15 protein-coding genes and 1 pseudogene are annotated in these 13,621 nt (G+C 48.3%); 8 read left to right on the top strand and 8 right to left on the bottom strand.

What is annotated here, in order from left to right:
• Window positions 1–2: 2 nt before the first annotated feature.
• Both SPM24T3_RS01775 and SPM24T3_RS01770 read right to left on the bottom strand, forming a co-directional pair.
• The gene (locus tag SPM24T3_RS01775; protein WP_009634969.1) at window positions 3–1,148 is read right to left on the bottom strand and encodes a polysaccharide export protein; all 1,146 of its coding nucleotides are present in this window, start codon (window positions 1,146–1,148) and stop codon (window positions 3–5) included.
• 1,356 nt (window positions 1,149–2,504) lie between these two features.
• Window positions 2,505–3,446 carry a LysR family transcriptional regulator gene (locus SPM24T3_RS01770; RefSeq protein WP_009634968.1) on the bottom strand — a complete coding sequence of 314 codons (942 nt, stop codon included), beginning with the start codon at window positions 3,444–3,446 and terminating at the stop codon, window positions 2,505–2,507.
• Window positions 3,447–3,560: 114 nt separating this feature from the next.
• Between SPM24T3_RS01770 and SPM24T3_RS01765 the strand changes: the two genes are divergently transcribed.
• The 5 genes from SPM24T3_RS01765 to ansP all read left to right on the top strand — a co-directional run bounded on the left by SPM24T3_RS01765 (window position 3,561) and on the right by ansP (window position 8,724).
• Complete coding sequence (locus SPM24T3_RS01765) at window positions 3,561–4,772, top strand: MFS transporter (RefSeq protein WP_009634967.1); 1,212 nt, start codon at window positions 3,561–3,563, stop codon at window positions 4,770–4,772.
• 196 nt (window positions 4,773–4,968) lie between these two features.
• A complete protein-coding gene (gene msrA, locus SPM24T3_RS01760) occupies window positions 4,969–5,514 on the top strand; it encodes a peptide-methionine (S)-S-oxide reductase MsrA (RefSeq protein ID WP_009634966.1) in 546 nt (181 codons plus the stop codon).
• Window positions 5,515–5,588: 74 nt separating this feature from the next.
• Entirely contained in the window at window positions 5,589–6,422 is an 834-nt protein-coding gene (locus SPM24T3_RS01755; protein WP_009634965.1) for an AraC family transcriptional regulator, read from the top strand.
• 54 nt (window positions 6,423–6,476) lie between these two features.
• Window positions 6,477–6,953, top strand: coding sequence for a DUF2000 domain-containing protein (locus SPM24T3_RS01750; protein ID WP_009634964.1), 477 nt, complete (start codon window positions 6,477–6,479; stop codon window positions 6,951–6,953).
• Window positions 6,954–7,254: 301 nt separating this feature from the next.
• Complete coding sequence (gene ansP / locus SPM24T3_RS01745) at window positions 7,255–8,724, top strand: L-asparagine permease (RefSeq protein ID WP_009634963.1); 1,470 nt, start codon at window positions 7,255–7,257, stop codon at window positions 8,722–8,724.
• A 56-nt stretch (window positions 8,725–8,780) separates the two neighbouring features.
• On the opposite strand, the gene SPM24T3_RS01740 is transcribed toward ansP, so the two are convergent.
• From SPM24T3_RS01740 to SPM24T3_RS25690, 6 genes are all read right to left on the bottom strand, one after another.
• A complete protein-coding gene (locus tag SPM24T3_RS01740) occupies window positions 8,781–10,034 on the bottom strand; it encodes a M48 family metalloprotease (RefSeq protein ID WP_157135225.1) in 1,254 nt (417 codons plus the stop codon).
• Complete coding sequence (locus tag SPM24T3_RS01735; protein ID WP_009634961.1) at window positions 9,962–10,645, bottom strand: hypothetical protein; 684 nt, start codon at window positions 10,643–10,645, stop codon at window positions 9,962–9,964. The genes SPM24T3_RS01740 and SPM24T3_RS01735 overlap by 73 nt, the downstream gene beginning before the upstream one ends.
• A gap of 158 nt (window positions 10,646–10,803) precedes the next feature.
• Window positions 10,804–11,052 (bottom strand): excisionase family protein, encoded by a 249-nt coding sequence (locus SPM24T3_RS01730; protein ID WP_009634959.1) that lies wholly within the window; start codon window positions 11,050–11,052, stop codon window positions 10,804–10,806.
• Window positions 11,053–11,063: 11 nt separating this feature from the next.
• Entirely contained in the window at window positions 11,064–11,264 is a 201-nt protein-coding gene (locus tag SPM24T3_RS01725; protein WP_009634958.1) for a hypothetical protein, read from the bottom strand.
• Between the two features lie 12 nt (window positions 11,265–11,276).
• Window positions 11,277–11,459 carry a DNA cytosine methyltransferase gene (locus SPM24T3_RS24465; RefSeq protein WP_083836164.1) on the bottom strand — a complete coding sequence of 61 codons (183 nt, stop codon included), beginning with the start codon at window positions 11,457–11,459 and terminating at the stop codon, window positions 11,277–11,279.
• Entirely contained in the window at window positions 11,408–11,689 is a 282-nt protein-coding gene (locus SPM24T3_RS25690; protein WP_009634957.1) for a hypothetical protein, read from the bottom strand. The genes SPM24T3_RS24465 and SPM24T3_RS25690 overlap by 52 nt, the downstream gene beginning before the upstream one ends.
• Window positions 11,690–12,347: 658 nt before the next feature.
• Between SPM24T3_RS25690 and SPM24T3_RS01715 the strand changes: the two genes are divergently transcribed.
• From SPM24T3_RS01715 to SPM24T3_RS24460, 3 genes and pseudogenes are all read left to right on the top strand, one after another.
• Window positions 12,348–12,635, top strand: a complete 288-nt coding sequence (locus SPM24T3_RS01715) for a phage protein (protein WP_009634956.1) — start codon at window positions 12,348–12,350, stop codon at window positions 12,633–12,635.
• 42 nt (window positions 12,636–12,677) lie between these two features.
• Window positions 12,678–12,845, top strand: a complete 168-nt coding sequence (locus SPM24T3_RS25360; RefSeq protein WP_157135224.1) for a hypothetical protein — start codon at window positions 12,678–12,680, stop codon at window positions 12,843–12,845.
• 144 nt (window positions 12,846–12,989) lie between these two features.
• A pseudogene (locus SPM24T3_RS24460) lies at window positions 12,990–13,232 on the top strand (integrase core domain-containing protein); the annotation flags it as partial.
• Between the last annotated feature and the right edge of the window lie 389 nt (window positions 13,233–13,621).

Raw genomic sequence — 13,621 nt, 5'->3', positions numbered from 1 at the left:
TATTAATCCCATGTGCGAATATATAACGCACTCTCAGCCATGCTGTTAATGCCATTGATTGTTGGCAGGATGCCGCTGATTACGTTATTCCAACGCACAATTGGAGCTGTCGTAACATAGACGACATCATATGGCTGCAATTGGAAATTGGTGCTCAGTAACATGGCTGAAGCATCTTTGGCTTTAAGCTGATAGACATCGGCAATTTTGCCTCTGTCCTTGCCTTGGCCATTTTGAATACCGCGAATGACAAATACGCCCTGCGCATCGGCAAGATCCTGTGAAAGTCCGCCAGCATCGCCCAGCGCTTCGGCCAGTGTCATGCCGCTACGGTCCATCTTGAGAGTGCTTTGAACACCGACTTGTCCCATAACAAAGACTTTGAGATCGTCATTACGAGGAACGTAAAGAATATCCCCCGGGTAGAGCAGGCGGTTTTGGGTTAGATCACCTCTTTGCATAAGCGCTTGCAATGATAAACGCTCGTCATGACCGTTATGTGTAAGCACCACATCACGCCAGTCTGCATCTTTGTCCAATCCTCCCGCGGCGTTAATTGCATCAACCACGGTAAGGGGAATATTGGTGATAGCCTGTTGGCCTGATGTAACCACTTGGCCAGTGACATAAACTTTTTGAGATCGGAAAGAAGCAATGCTTACATCAATTTGTGGGCTTTCAACATATGTTGATAGACGTTTTTTAATGTCGGCGCGTATTTCTTCCAGAGTCAGGCCTGCAACATGAACTTTGCCGATATAAGGGTAAAATATCGTTCCGTCCGCGCCAACCCAGTTACCTGTGTCACTTGCACTACGGTAGCCACCGGCCGGAGTGGTTAATTCTGGATGATCATAAATGGTGATGGTTAAAATATCACCGATACCAACATGGTATTGATAGTCTTTGAGAAGATTATTTAATTCAGGATTAGGACGAGAGATTACCTGAGGTGCCTGCATCCTATCAACCAAAGTTGGAGTAATAGGGTAAACGTTTACCAGCTTGTCCAGGTCGTAATCACTGTCTGGCACCTTAACGACATTCTTGCCGCCTGTCGATAAGCTCTGCCCAGGTATTACTGTACAACCGCCTAAAATACTCACAGCAAAGAATAGCGCAGAAAATTTAAACAGATTTTTGTGCATAGGTTCCAGACCATTTAGTTTTAAGAATTACTGTCTACATCATTTTTGGTTAGGTAAGCATAAATCTCAAAGAGGAAGTACCAATACTTTATAACCAGAAAATTGTAAGAAATAGCGCGTTATGCTGAAGTACCAGACCATTGCCGAGAAAAAGATATGCTACCGCCCTTGGCTCGTAGCTACCAATGCACTAAAAATGATGTATATAATCTCAGTAAAACTTCAGCCAACAGACAATAACAGCCCTTGATCTGCAAAGAAAATAACTTTGCTAAATTATTTCATCAGTCATGAAAGTCTAATGCCGCGAGGAAAGTATTATTACTTGTCCAGCTTGATGTTTTGACATTTCTAGACTAAGGAAACAATCATTGCTTGGTCAGAGGATGAATCCGAAATCCTAATACAAAGTTTTCCGGTTATCACACCTCTTCCGTTAAAGTGAACTTTACTGTCAAATTCGCTTTAGCGGAAGCAGGGTACTGTAAAACCAATGTCTTAGGGGGTTTAAAACCCGCTTTTAAGACTTTACCTATAAGCAACATCCGACTATTTCCAAACAAATACTCTGGAAAGCTTAAGTTCATCGCTGCTGTACGTATATTTATTACTCGAAATATGAAGCTCATGCATCATTAAAAATTAAATAAGGAGCGTTATAAAATTCGACGGCAACTGATGGTGATCTAAAATAACACTTTTGTTATTTTTTACAGATGAGAATAGAGCGATGGATTTTAACGTGCCGTCCGCACGAGCGCAGGTTACTTGCCCAGGCGATAAACGATTTAAGGTAATCTCACTTTCTACAGGTTTAAGCAACGTTGTATCAGCCTCGTGACTATGTGAAGGGGCGCTTAACTAAGCACCGTCATATCGTGCCATGATAGCAAGTTGATAATGGCACAGCCAGAGCATTTTTTTTACGAAAGATTATAATTTTCAAGGTTTTTTGATTGCAATTTTGTGAAACTCAACGCTAGACAGCACATTTAGAATATATAATACGATTAAGCCTGTCGCGCAACACCTCAATGAGGTTAAAGTCGGAGTTTTTTTGAATAAACCAAACAAAATTTTGTCTGGTCATCGCCGAGCTATAGTAGTGGCTTATGTTTGAACATCGCTTCAAAAGTTATTCCTCATCCTGAAATAACTGTCGATAGTGATGCAATAGTTCTAATTAGAAACAACCTTACGATTTCTTAACCTTATTATTAGACAATCGGTCAAAAAGAATTCGAATAATACTCAGCGATTGACACTGCGATTAATTTAACTGCAATTCGAGTCTATTTAGCACGGGGCTCTGCAAAATCTACTGCAAAAAATTCGGTCAAACTTGTCGCCAGGAAGTTAGGTATTACCCGCTGGCTGAGTTCCGCTTAGCTGCGGCATGACTTTTCGTATCAGCTCCAGGAACTTCAATAGCCTTGCCGGATAATAGCTGGCATAGGGGTAAATCAAGTATACCGGCAGCGGCTTTGCTCCCCATTGCGGCAGAATATGCAGCAAACTGCCATCGGCAATATTGTCACTGACAATCCAGGCTGATACCAAAACCGCACCCAGCCCATTTTCAGCAGCCTTGCGAGCGGCATACAGGCTGTCGGTACTCATTCTTGGAGCAATATCGAATTGGTAACTTTGTCCGCTATCTTTATGTTGAAGAGTCACCTCGTTACGGTAATAAGTGCTTAATGCAACCCAGGGCAGCACGGCCAAGTCTTCAATTCGTTGAATTTCAGGATATCGCGCCAGCAGCGCGGGGGAAGCTACGGCAATGCGCGGCACTTCAGCCAGCAGCACCGCTACCATGGAAGGGTCGGTGATTTCGCCCACCTGGATCATGCAGTCAATGTGTTCAGCAATAAAATCCGGCGTTCGGTCGTTAAGCATCCAATCAACCGACATATTACTGTAGCGTTGCAAGTATTCGGTGAGTGGGGCAATTAACTGATCCTGCCCAAAAGCGTGCGGGGCACGAACGCGTAAAGTTCCTTCCGGCTCATCGACAGTGCCGCGCAGCTCATCTTCCAGCGCACTCCACTTTTCAATCAGCATTTTGGCGTGGCGATAGCAGCGCTGGCCGTCATCGGTTAGCTTCATGGCGTGAGTCGTTCGCAGGATAAGTTTAGCGCCCAGCATGCGCTCCAGCGTTTGTAACCGTCTGCTCACGGTCGGTTGGCTGGTTTGCATTTGCTGTGCCGCAGCCGAAAGACTGCCGCTTTCCACGATGCGTATAAAGGTATGCATCAGGTCTATGCGGTCAATGCCGCCAAATGAAGATATGCTCATGCGTATAACGTATAACAGTTTTACCCGCAAGCTGGCTACCACTATCAGGCACGTTAGATCAAAATGCCCCTAATAAATAAAACCACCACCAAATATTATCGGGGCACATCAACTATGTCTGAATTGCAGGGCACACCCAATATCGCTATCGAGGACGAAACTATGCTTCCCGGGAAAATGGTTTTCACGCTGGCGGCGGGCGCAGGCCTGAGTGTCGCTTCTATCTATTATTGCCAGCCGATGCTGAGCATCATGGGGCCGAGCCTCAACGCGACCCTGACGGAAACCGGCATGGTGCCAACGCTAACGCAGATTGGCTATGCGCTGGGGATCCTGCTGCTTGTCCCTTTGGGTGACCGTTTCGACCGTCGGCGCATTATTTTGCTCAAAAGCCTGTTGCTGGCGGTTGCACTGTTGATCTGTGGTTTTGCTCCCAACATTCACAGTTTGCTGCTGACCAGCCTGCTGATTGGCGCGACCGCCACGCTGGCGCAGGATATCGTGCCCGCTTCGGCCGCACTGGCTCCCGTCGCCGTGCGAGGCAAAACCGTCGGCACGGTGATGACCGGTCTGCTGGTCGGTATTCTGCTTTCCCGCGTCGTCAGTGGCGTAGTGGCAGAGTATTTTGGCTGGCGGGCGATGTATCAGCTGGCGGCGGTCAGTGTTGCACTAATCGGTATTGCGCTGTGGCGGGTATTGCCGAAGTTTACTCCCGGCACCGGCATGAGCTATCCGGCCTTGCTGCTATCCATGCGCCACCTGTGGCTGCAATATAAAACGCTGCGCCGCGCCGCGCTGGCACAAGGGCTGTTGTCTGTGGCTTTCAGCGCCTTCTGGTCTACCTTGGCAATCATGTTGAGCGATACTTATCATCTGGGCAGCGGCGTTGCCGGGGCTTTTGGACTGGCAGGCGCTGCGGGGGCACTGGCTGCACCGCTGGCGGGGAAACTGGCCGATAAGCAAGGGCCAGGCACCGTGACACAAATCGGATCGGCGCTGGTGATGGTTTCCTTCGCCGCCATGTTCCTGCTGCCGTTGCTGACCCCTCACGCCCAGCTGGTATTAATCGTGTTGAGCGCCATCGGTTTTGACCTTGGCGTGCAGGCTACGCTGGTCTCGCATCAGACGCTGGTTTATGGTTTAGAACCTGCGGCGCGGGGTCGACTGAACGCTTTATTGTTTACCGTGGTGTTTATCGGCATGGCGGCCGGTTCTGCGCTGGGCAGTAAAGCGCTGGAACTGGGAGGATGGTCAGGAGTAGTGGCGCTGGCTACCGTCGCCGGAGCCGCCAGCCTGCTGGTGCGCTTTTTGAGCCGTAAGATTTAACCTGGAGCGCCGTTGGGCAGAGTTTGCTGCAACGGTGCCTTTTTTAAGCGACCCGACGCTATTTTAGCCGGTGTCGCAAGCTTATTCACTCCTCACGGCACATAGTGCTCACCAGCCCACTAGTTCAAATTACTTTAAAAGTGTAGCCTGTGGGCAGGGTGTAAACACCACCGAGTTTTAGCAGAGGAAAAAAACAATGACTATTGAATATGCAATTGTAGCTGGCGGCTGTTTCTGGTGTACCGAAGCGGTATTTAAAGACGTTATCGGCGTTGAAACGGTTGAGAGTGGCTACATTGGCGGCACTACGCCCAATCCGACCTACGAACAGGTGTGCAGCGGCGAAACTGGCCATGCCGAAGCGATCCGTATAGGTTTCGATCCGGATAAGCTTAAATACGGCGACCTGCTGGATATCAGCTTCGCCACCCACGATCCTACCCAGCTGAATCGTCAGGGTAATGACATCGGCACTCAGTACCGTTCGGCTATTTTCCCGCTGAACGAAGAGCAAAACGCCGAAGCCGTTGCATCGATTGAACGCGCACAGCAGGATCACAATGTGCCGGTTGTGACCGCTATTGAACCTATTTCAACCTGGTATTCTGCCGAGAACTATCATCAGGATTACTGGGACGGTGCGGGCCAGCGCAATGGCTACTGCATGGCGGTGATCCCACCAAAATTGCAAAAGCTGCGTAAAAGTTTTGCCAACCGCACCAAGTCACTGCAAGACAAGTAATTATCGTCGACTCTCTTCCTCCTGAAATGGGAGGAAGAGCTTTTGCCCCTCAGCACCTGTGCAGACCCAACGCGATGAGCAACGACTGGATTGATGTCCGCCATTCGCCCGAATATCAGATTGAAACTATTCAGGCGCATTTCGAAGGTCATGCCTATGATCCGCACTGGCACGACAGCTATCTGGTGGGCGTTACGCATCAGGGAACGCAACAGTTTCACTGTCGTCGCAATAAAATCACCAGCACGCCCGGCGATATCTTTTTGCTGGAGCCCGGCGAAATTCACGATGGCGATGCCCCAACCGAGGGCGGCTTTACCTATCAGACCTTTTATCTCCGCCCGGCGTGGCTCGACCGCGAAATTCGCCATCTTTTTCACCAGACTCCCAGCAGTTACGCACTGTCATTTGCCAAAACATTGCACAGCGATCCCCGGCTGGCGCAGAGTATTGCCCATACTTTTCAGCTTTTGCACTTTGGTGAATTGAAGATTGTGCAGCAAAGCGCGTTAGATAACCTGTTGGCGCATCTGGCGCCGCATATTCACTGGCGAGCAGAGCTGGCGACGGTGCAGCAGGCCGTTTCCTGTGCCCATCAGGCGCGCGAATATATGCACAGTCACGTCAATGAAGATCTGTCTCTGCAAGATTTGGCGCTGCTGACTCAAACCGATCGATTCACTCTGACGCGAGCTTTCAAGAAAGCGTTTGGCATGGCTCCGCACGCCTATCTGGTGCAGCTAAGGCTGGCCGAGGCGCGCATCCGACTGTCGCAGGGCGAGAAACCTGCACAGGTTGCCGCCGAGCTGGGTTTTGCCGATCAAAGCCATCTTGGCCGCTGGTTCCGCCGCGCATACCGACTTTCGCCAGCGCAATATCGGCAAATCTGCACAAATCTTCCAGACTAAGCCTGGGGCATCAAAGACAATCAGTGTCTAATTCGTTAAACGGAGTAAAACTGAATGTCTGCCGAACTGCTAAACCCGAGCGCCCCCGAAAATCTAAACACGCCCGAGAATCAGACTGCTATCACGCAGCCAGAACGTCTGGTGATCGTGCTCAATCAGGACTTGCCGAGCGGAAAAGCCGCCAATGCCGCTGCCGTGCTGGCAATGACGCTTGGCCAGCGCCACCCAGAGCTGATTGGCGAGCCGCTAGACATTGCTGACGGTAAAAGTTACCCAGGACTTATCCCGCTTGGTATTAGCGTGCTCAGCGCCTCTGAGCAGGAGCTCACAAATTTAATGATTGATGGGGGAGCAAAAGGCTGCGATGTCACGATTTTTCCCGCCGATGGGCAGCAAACTACTCACTATCTCGAATTTCGGCAGGCGGTGGCTATTCAGACAGAACAACAGCTTGTCTTGTTGGGCGTGGCCATTGCCGGCGATAAAAAAGTGGTCAGAAAGCTGGTCGGCAAGCTCAAGCTTTTTGCCTGAATTTTGAAATTGATCACAAGCATCCCCAACAGTGATGGGGATGTTTCGTTCAATAAGTGCGCTGAATGGCAAAATATCGTACTGAGAAGACGAATAATAGCGATTTAAAATGAGGTTTTTTTTGCCACACTCCAAGATAATAGGGTAGCATCTTCCGCCGTTGCCCATGTTAACCCCAGGTTAACCTCGGTAAGTCAGAATAATACAGTGGTGAAAAGCCACGATAGGCGTCAGCAATTGCAATCGTTTGCTCATGTTGAAGGCCGGGCGTGAAAGAATTCTTTTGGAGAACAGGTAAGAAATGAAACGACATAAAAAAACTGCGGAAGAAAAACACGCAGCCAAAAGGCGTTGGCTGGATTCTCATGAGGAAGGTTATCACAAGAGCATGGGCAATCGTCAGGTACAGATGATTGCTATCGGTGGTTCCATTGGTACAGGCCTGTTTTTAGGCGCCGGTGCGCGTCTGCAAATGGCCGGTCCAGCGCTGGCATTGGTCTATCTGGTTTGTGGTATTTTCTCGTTCTTTATCCTTCGCGCATTGGGTGAACTGGTCCTGCACCGTCCAACCAGCGGCAGCTTTGTTTCCTATGCCCGCGAATTCCTCGGCGAAAAAGCCTCTTACGTTGCCGGTTGGATGTATTTCCTCAACTGGGCGATGACCGGTATCGTCGATATCACCGCCGTCGCGCTGTATATGCACTACTGGGGTACTTTTGGCGATGTGCCACAGTGGATGTTTGCGCTGGCCGCGTTGGCGATTGTTGCCACCATGAACATGATTGGCGTTAAGTGGTTCGCCGAAATGGAGTTCTGGTTTGCCCTGATCAAAGTTGCCGCAATTGCCGTGTTTTTGGTGGTTGGCGTGGTGTTCCTTGGAACGGGCAAAGAGCTGGCGGGTCAACCTACCGGTTTGCACCTGATAACCGATAACGGCGGCATCTTCCCGCACGGTCTTTTACCGGCGCTGGTATTGGTGCAAGGCGTGGTATTTGCTTTTGCCGCCATCGAGCTGGTGGGTACCGCAGCGGGCGAAACCAAAAATCCTGAAAAAATTCTGCCGAAAGCGATTAACAGTGTTATCTGGCGTATCGCGCTGTTCTACGTCGGTTCTGTGGTGCTGCTGGTGCTGCTGTTGCCGTGGAATGCCTATCAGGCCGGTCAAAGCCCGTTCGTAACTTTCTTCAGCAAGCTGGGCGTGCCTTACATCGGCACTATCATGAATATTGTGGTGCTGTCTGCGGCGCTGTCGAGCCTGAACTCTGGCCTGTATTCCACCGGTCGTATTCTGCGTTCACTGTCGATGGGCGGTTCTGCGCCTAAGTTCATGTCACGCATGAGCAAACAGCAGGTGCCATACGCCGGTATTCTGGTCACTGTCGCTATCTACATCGTTGGCGTGGTGCTGAACTACTACGTGCCGTCGCAGGTGTTTGAGATCGTTCTGAATATCGCATCACTGGGCATTCTTAGCTCTTGGGCCTTTATCGTGGTTTGCCAGATGAAACTGCGTAAAGCCATCAAGGAAGGTAAAGCTAAAGACGTTTCCTTCAAGATGCCTGGCGCGCCGTTTACTTCCTGGCTGACCCTGCTGTTTCTGGCAAGCGTATTGGTACTGATGGCGTTTGACTATCCAAACGGCACCTACACCGTGGCGACCATTCCTTTGCTGGTAGTGTTGCTGGTATTTGGCTGGTTTGGCCTGCGCAACCGCGCGAAAGAAGTCAAAGCGCTGGAACAAGAACACGCAGAGAATTTTGACGCGAAATAAGGTCTAAAATTCTCGGCATCATCAGCCCCTGATCCTGTATAGGTTCGGGGGCTTTTTTATGTGCGTTGGCGAGCAGTTGGAAGGGGATAAAGATGGTTGATAAAATTCTCGCGATCCAGCCAGATAGCAAAAAAAGCCCAACTATCGGCATTGTCAGTCAACAAAGCACTTCTTTGAGCCTGGTTTCTTAATTTACCCTTTTCTTGAAGGCGAACTGTCTCTTCTTGCGACACAAGATGATGAGGAACTCTGCGTCCGGAGCCAATTAATAAAGCTTCGTGATGGTTTAGTGTAATTGATTGATTAAGTGTGGCGGCAGACACACTCGGATGACTGACATGATAAAAGTGATCGTGAACGTGGTTTAAATGCATAACTTCGTGAATCAGTATATGAACCAGCTTGGCTTTACTGTTTTGCGACAGTAATTTTCGCCCTAAAAATATACGCTTGTGCATATCAATGGCAGTGACAAACGCCATCGGGTCAGTGCGTTCATTGAACACTACGACTTGATTCTGACGAATACCGTTTTGCCTATATTTGCTTAACGTCGTTGATGCTGACGGCAATTTATTTCTGATTGTTGATAGATCAAAAGCAGGCATGCTTTCGCTGTTAAAACCGAGTCGTAATTTAACGGCCGCCAAATTGGCCGGGGTAATACTTACTCCCAGAGCAGCAACGGCGTGGTCAAGAGTCTGTTTAGAGAACAGTAAAGCGGCATCCATTTTTTCGAGCAGTTGGTGAGGAACGTGGCTGCGGCCGCGATACTGAATAACCCCCAATCCCGGCTCGACGGTATTTTCAACATGATCGTCAATGCCTTTATAATGAGGAGCCGTTCTTTTTTTCACGTTGAATTGCCGATGCTGCGCAGCGGTATTGGCGCGCCAACCCTGTACTTCCGGATGATATCTCAGGGTAATGTTTATCGGCGGGCCACTGGCCTGATTGACCGCTACCTGCCACGGAGCCCTCCTGCTTGTTCGGGTCAGGCGATACCAGCCGTACTCCCCGACCAGATAGACAATATTGCTGATTTTAATCAGGCCATGATGATTAGGAATATAGCGTCGGCGGGTTGGAGCAGTGACCACGGCATCTTTAATCAAATCTTCATTGGCAATACCGGGCGACAGACGAAGAGGCGTAGTCCCTTTGGGCAGCCATTTTTGCAGTGGTTGATTATAGATGACAGGTATTGGTGGCGACTCGGCGTGGCCCTGACTGCCTATTAGTGTTTCGCCCTGAAAATTGGTGAAACGGGGACTGTAATATGAGTCTGATTGACCTGAATCGTGATGCACTCGATGCCATTAATTAGCGTCTGCTTGCCATTTTGTTCTGTGGAGACTGCCCAGTCTGATTCTGAAGGATTAGTTTTAAGCTGATATCTTTCATCAATGAACGACCATTTACTGCTTATGGTATTCCAGTGTGCCAGTCGGTGACCGTCCATGCTGACAATCTCGCTTGGCTGTAAAATTGCAGGCTGGGTTGTGTCCTGCGCGCCAACACCCGGAAGTATCGCTTGAAACGGATAGTTCAGCGTTTTCGACAGTAACCTGTCGAAAGTGTTCCCCATATCCAGCAAAGACTCGGCAATGTCTGTTCCCCCGTCGTTTGCTGCTGTGGGTTGCGCTAATGAGAGTGCCGCTGAAGGGCTTTGCTGTTGGCGGAGATCATCACTCTGGTGTTTTGTAGCATATTTGCCCCTGCCAGAATTTTCCACTCTGCTTTTTTCAGCAGTTCCCGACATGGCAGCATTTAATGCAAGGGCGAACAGTAAGCTGTGAAGGGGGTTGATTAACCTGAACTCCATTTCAGGAGTCATGCCCGTATAAAGGGCGGAATCCTTCTCTCTTTTACTGTGGTAAATCTCAGGCTGATGGTTCTTCTCAGCGAATTTTCGCGTCATGATTCATACCTAAGTGAATAGCCCTCGATCCTGTAAAAGATCGGGGGTTTTTTATCAAGATACATGAACCAGATCCGTAGCAACCCTCCATGGTTTTCTACGCCAGTGTATTGCAATGCCATATTTCCCACTCCTCAATTGATGAAAGGCCACGCTCTTTAAGCAGAAATACGGCGTCTGATCGCTGGTCTTTGTCTTTCAACCCAATTATCTATTTCGTGCCGGTTGTACATAATAGCGCTGTTTTGTTTAGGATTGAGGTCTGGGGCAACATGACGATATTCTCGGCCCTCCATCCAATAAGTGCGTCGTGCATGCTGGATCATGTGCTTGGTCATGCTTGTTAGCGACATTAAAAGATCTTCCGAAACCCACTTGCTAGGGTTCATTTGAATGATGTTTTCCATAAATCCCTCTTCTATTTACCTTCCACTACTCTATGCACGATGACGCATAACCAGAGCCAAGGCTCATGCTTTTTAGGGCAGAACGGCTTAGCCTGGCTGGCGTATTTATGGAGTAGTTGGCGGAAGGTGAGTTTGTTTGATTTGCTGTTGAGTTCGGTGATGATTTTCTTTGCTATGGCGCGGGCGGCGTTGTCGGTCTCTTCGGGTGTCATTGGCTCATCTCTTTATGCAGCCCTAATTTGGTTGATGTAGCGGTTCATCTCATTGCCAATCCACATCCCCACATGGCGTGAAACTCCGTTTCCAATCTGCCGATATGCCGCTGTCGAAGAAACTGGGAAAATGAAATCATCCTTTAGTCCCTGTAAGCGAGCATACTCCCTGACCGAGTACGGCCTGACGCCCATAGGGAAACGGCTATCAGCGAGAAGGCGCGTTGATTTATCTTTCGCGTAATGAGCAACGCAAGTTGGCGCGATAACGTTAAATCAGATTCTTGAACCAAGTGACCACCACATACAATCCTTTCGCCAAAATGCTGGATATGTCCGCCTCTGACGCGGTTGATGCCAGGGGTAAGGCCCAAATCGTTAATCGGCCCTATGTTGATTTCCCCATCATCTGTTTTATTGGTCATGATTTATTCCTTACTTGAGAGGGTTAGGCGGCAAGCTTTCACCTGAGTGAATGCTTCATGAATAATTAGTTTCATTAAGGTACTAATTGGGTTTCGCTGGATATTGCAGGAGTAAAGCTCAATAACACATGGCCAAGCGTCATTTCATTAACGTATTCCAGGCGTAAAAAAATCCGCTCGCGGCGGTCGTTGGCAGGGTGCTATTTAATCGGCTAACTGCTGAAGCAACCTATGTGTTCGTAATACTTAACAAGATGTTTCATGAATGCTATTGTGGAGGCGGGAGGATTCTTAACCAACCTGGTTGTGATTTGCTCCTTTCGGGAGTAACGTCATGCGAGATACCAACGTTTCCTGTAAAAAATGCCAATCAACAATTTTCACTATTTCTGCTGCTACAACTAGTAGTAAAATCGTCAATTCAATGGTTTGCAAACTTTGCGGCCATGCAGCATTAATAAATGAAATAATCGATTTTTCTGTCTATCCCTACACTCCTCATACTTCTAAAAAGCCATGAAAATACCTTGCACAATTGAGGAATTATTAAAATTTTGATTTTAATTAGCAAACTTTCCGAGCTTCCTTTCAAAAATCGGCTTTTTCTCATATGTGCCTTATTTTGATACTTTGCCTTTTAATCAATTAGTAAGGTGTTATGTTCGAACACCTTACATATTCATTAGGACTTATTTTGAGAGCAAAAGACGAAGTTGCCGTATTTCCAATCACAGGTTGGAATATTGGCCCATTGCCAGAGCAGGGGGCAATACTCATGCAATTTGATTTCATTATTTCCACGCTTGACTCGGTAGAAGAGTCTCTGGAGACAAATTTATTTTGCATGACCCCTGAAATGACCCGTGCCTTGATAGACCAACTGTCAGAAAGTCTAAGACTTCTCGAGACAATGCATGAAAACACAACTTTTATTTATAAGCACTAAACATCATCAAGTTAAACAAATTTGATTGGCCGCAGGTTTAAAATGTGTGATAAACCAGTTAAGAAAATAAACTCGATGGAAAAAAGTCCCTTTGATTTAGTTATCGATTACATCTGTTCGGAAAGGGATGATCTGCTTGTGCCAGATTTTCGCAAGGTAATTGAAATTTATGCAGAAGCAACCAAACCAACTAAAAAAGATAGCAAATAAAGTATGCACGCCATGTTATCTGCTACGTAAGTGCTGAGGCTTTGGTCATGATGTTTAGACAGCAATCTTTTGGCGGAGCTGATTCAGTTTCTGCCATGCAGCGTTGTAAGTTCTGCCGGTTAGCTTGGCGACTTGAGAGGCGGTGTGAGTCGGCGTGGAAACTGCTGGGATAATAGTCCAATGGAACGCTTCTTCCGGAGTCTGAAGAACGAATGGGTGTCAGCGACAGGTTACGTAAGCTTCAGCGATGCAGCCTACGCAATAACAGACTATATCGTGGGATATTACAGCATACTCAGACCGCACGAATATAACGGTGGGTTGCCATCAAACGAATCAGAAAATAGATACTGGAAAAAATCTAAAGTGGTGGCCAGTTTTTGTTGACCACTACACTCGCCAGATAAATTATGCCGCTGGGGCGGAAATCCGGCTTTGTATATGGCGCGGTCTACTTGTACAAGTTGGAGGGAGGGTATTAAACAGGGCGCGGTGCTTATCATCGATAAGTCCAGAACGCCAGTGGTTGGCAGTCTATTTGTCACAGTCGACACGGGAGAGTTTGAAGTTAAGCGCCTCAGGCTTTTCCCGACCGCTTGCCTGGAGTCGCTAGACAGGCCTGATGAGATAAGGCTGATTGAGGGTGGTGACTGGGGAGGGGACGAAACGATGGTGTGGGGGGTGGTGACATACATCATTAATGAGGCGACGACAGGGGGAGTTTGATGATTGTCCTTTGATTTAAAAATAGCTTGGGGCATATACGGGACAAAAAT

This window comes from Serratia sp. M24T3 (assembly GCF_000257645.1).
Taxonomy (GTDB): Bacteria; Pseudomonadota; Gammaproteobacteria; order Enterobacterales; family Enterobacteriaceae; genus Rouxiella.
The sequence above is the reverse complement of the archived record's forward strand: the minus strand, read 5'-3'. Positions and strand labels throughout refer to the sequence as shown.

Excerpts from the sequence above, each read along its gene's own strand:
- SPM24T3_RS01775 (WP_009634969.1), bottom strand. The coding sequence starts at position 1,148 with ATGCACAAAAATCTGTTTAAATTTTCTGCGCTATTCTTTGCTGTGAGT.
- SPM24T3_RS01770 (WP_009634968.1), bottom strand. The coding sequence starts at position 3,446 with ATGAGCATATCTTCATTTGGCGGCATTGACCGCATAGACCTGATGCAT.
- SPM24T3_RS01765 (WP_009634967.1), top strand. The coding sequence starts at position 3,561 with ATGTCTGAATTGCAGGGCACACCCAATATCGCTATCGAGGACGAAACT.
- msrA (WP_009634966.1), top strand. The coding sequence starts at position 4,969 with ATGACTATTGAATATGCAATTGTAGCTGGCGGCTGTTTCTGGTGTACC.
- SPM24T3_RS01755 (WP_009634965.1), top strand. The coding sequence starts at position 5,589 with ATGAGCAACGACTGGATTGATGTCCGCCATTCGCCCGAATATCAGATT.
- SPM24T3_RS01750 (WP_009634964.1), top strand. The coding sequence starts at position 6,477 with ATGTCTGCCGAACTGCTAAACCCGAGCGCCCCCGAAAATCTAAACACG.
- ansP (WP_009634963.1), top strand. The coding sequence starts at position 7,255 with ATGAAACGACATAAAAAAACTGCGGAAGAAAAACACGCAGCCAAAAGG.
- SPM24T3_RS01735 (WP_009634961.1), bottom strand. The coding sequence starts at position 10,645 with ATGACGCGAAAATTCGCTGAGAAGAACCATCAGCCTGAGATTTACCAC.
- SPM24T3_RS01730 (WP_009634959.1), bottom strand. The coding sequence starts at position 11,052 with ATGGAAAACATCATTCAAATGAACCCTAGCAAGTGGGTTTCGGAAGAT.
- SPM24T3_RS01725 (WP_009634958.1), bottom strand. The coding sequence starts at position 11,264 with ATGACACCCGAAGAGACCGACAACGCCGCCCGCGCCATAGCAAAGAAA.
- SPM24T3_RS24465 (WP_083836164.1), bottom strand. The coding sequence starts at position 11,459 with ATGGGCGTCAGGCCGTACTCGGTCAGGGAGTATGCTCGCTTACAGGGA.
- SPM24T3_RS25690 (WP_009634957.1), bottom strand. The coding sequence starts at position 11,689 with ATGACCAATAAAACAGATGATGGGGAAATCAACATAGGGCCGATTAAC.
- SPM24T3_RS01715 (WP_009634956.1), top strand. The coding sequence starts at position 12,348 with ATGTTCGAACACCTTACATATTCATTAGGACTTATTTTGAGAGCAAAA.
- SPM24T3_RS25360 (WP_157135224.1), top strand. The coding sequence starts at position 12,678 with ATGTGTGATAAACCAGTTAAGAAAATAAACTCGATGGAAAAAAGTCCC.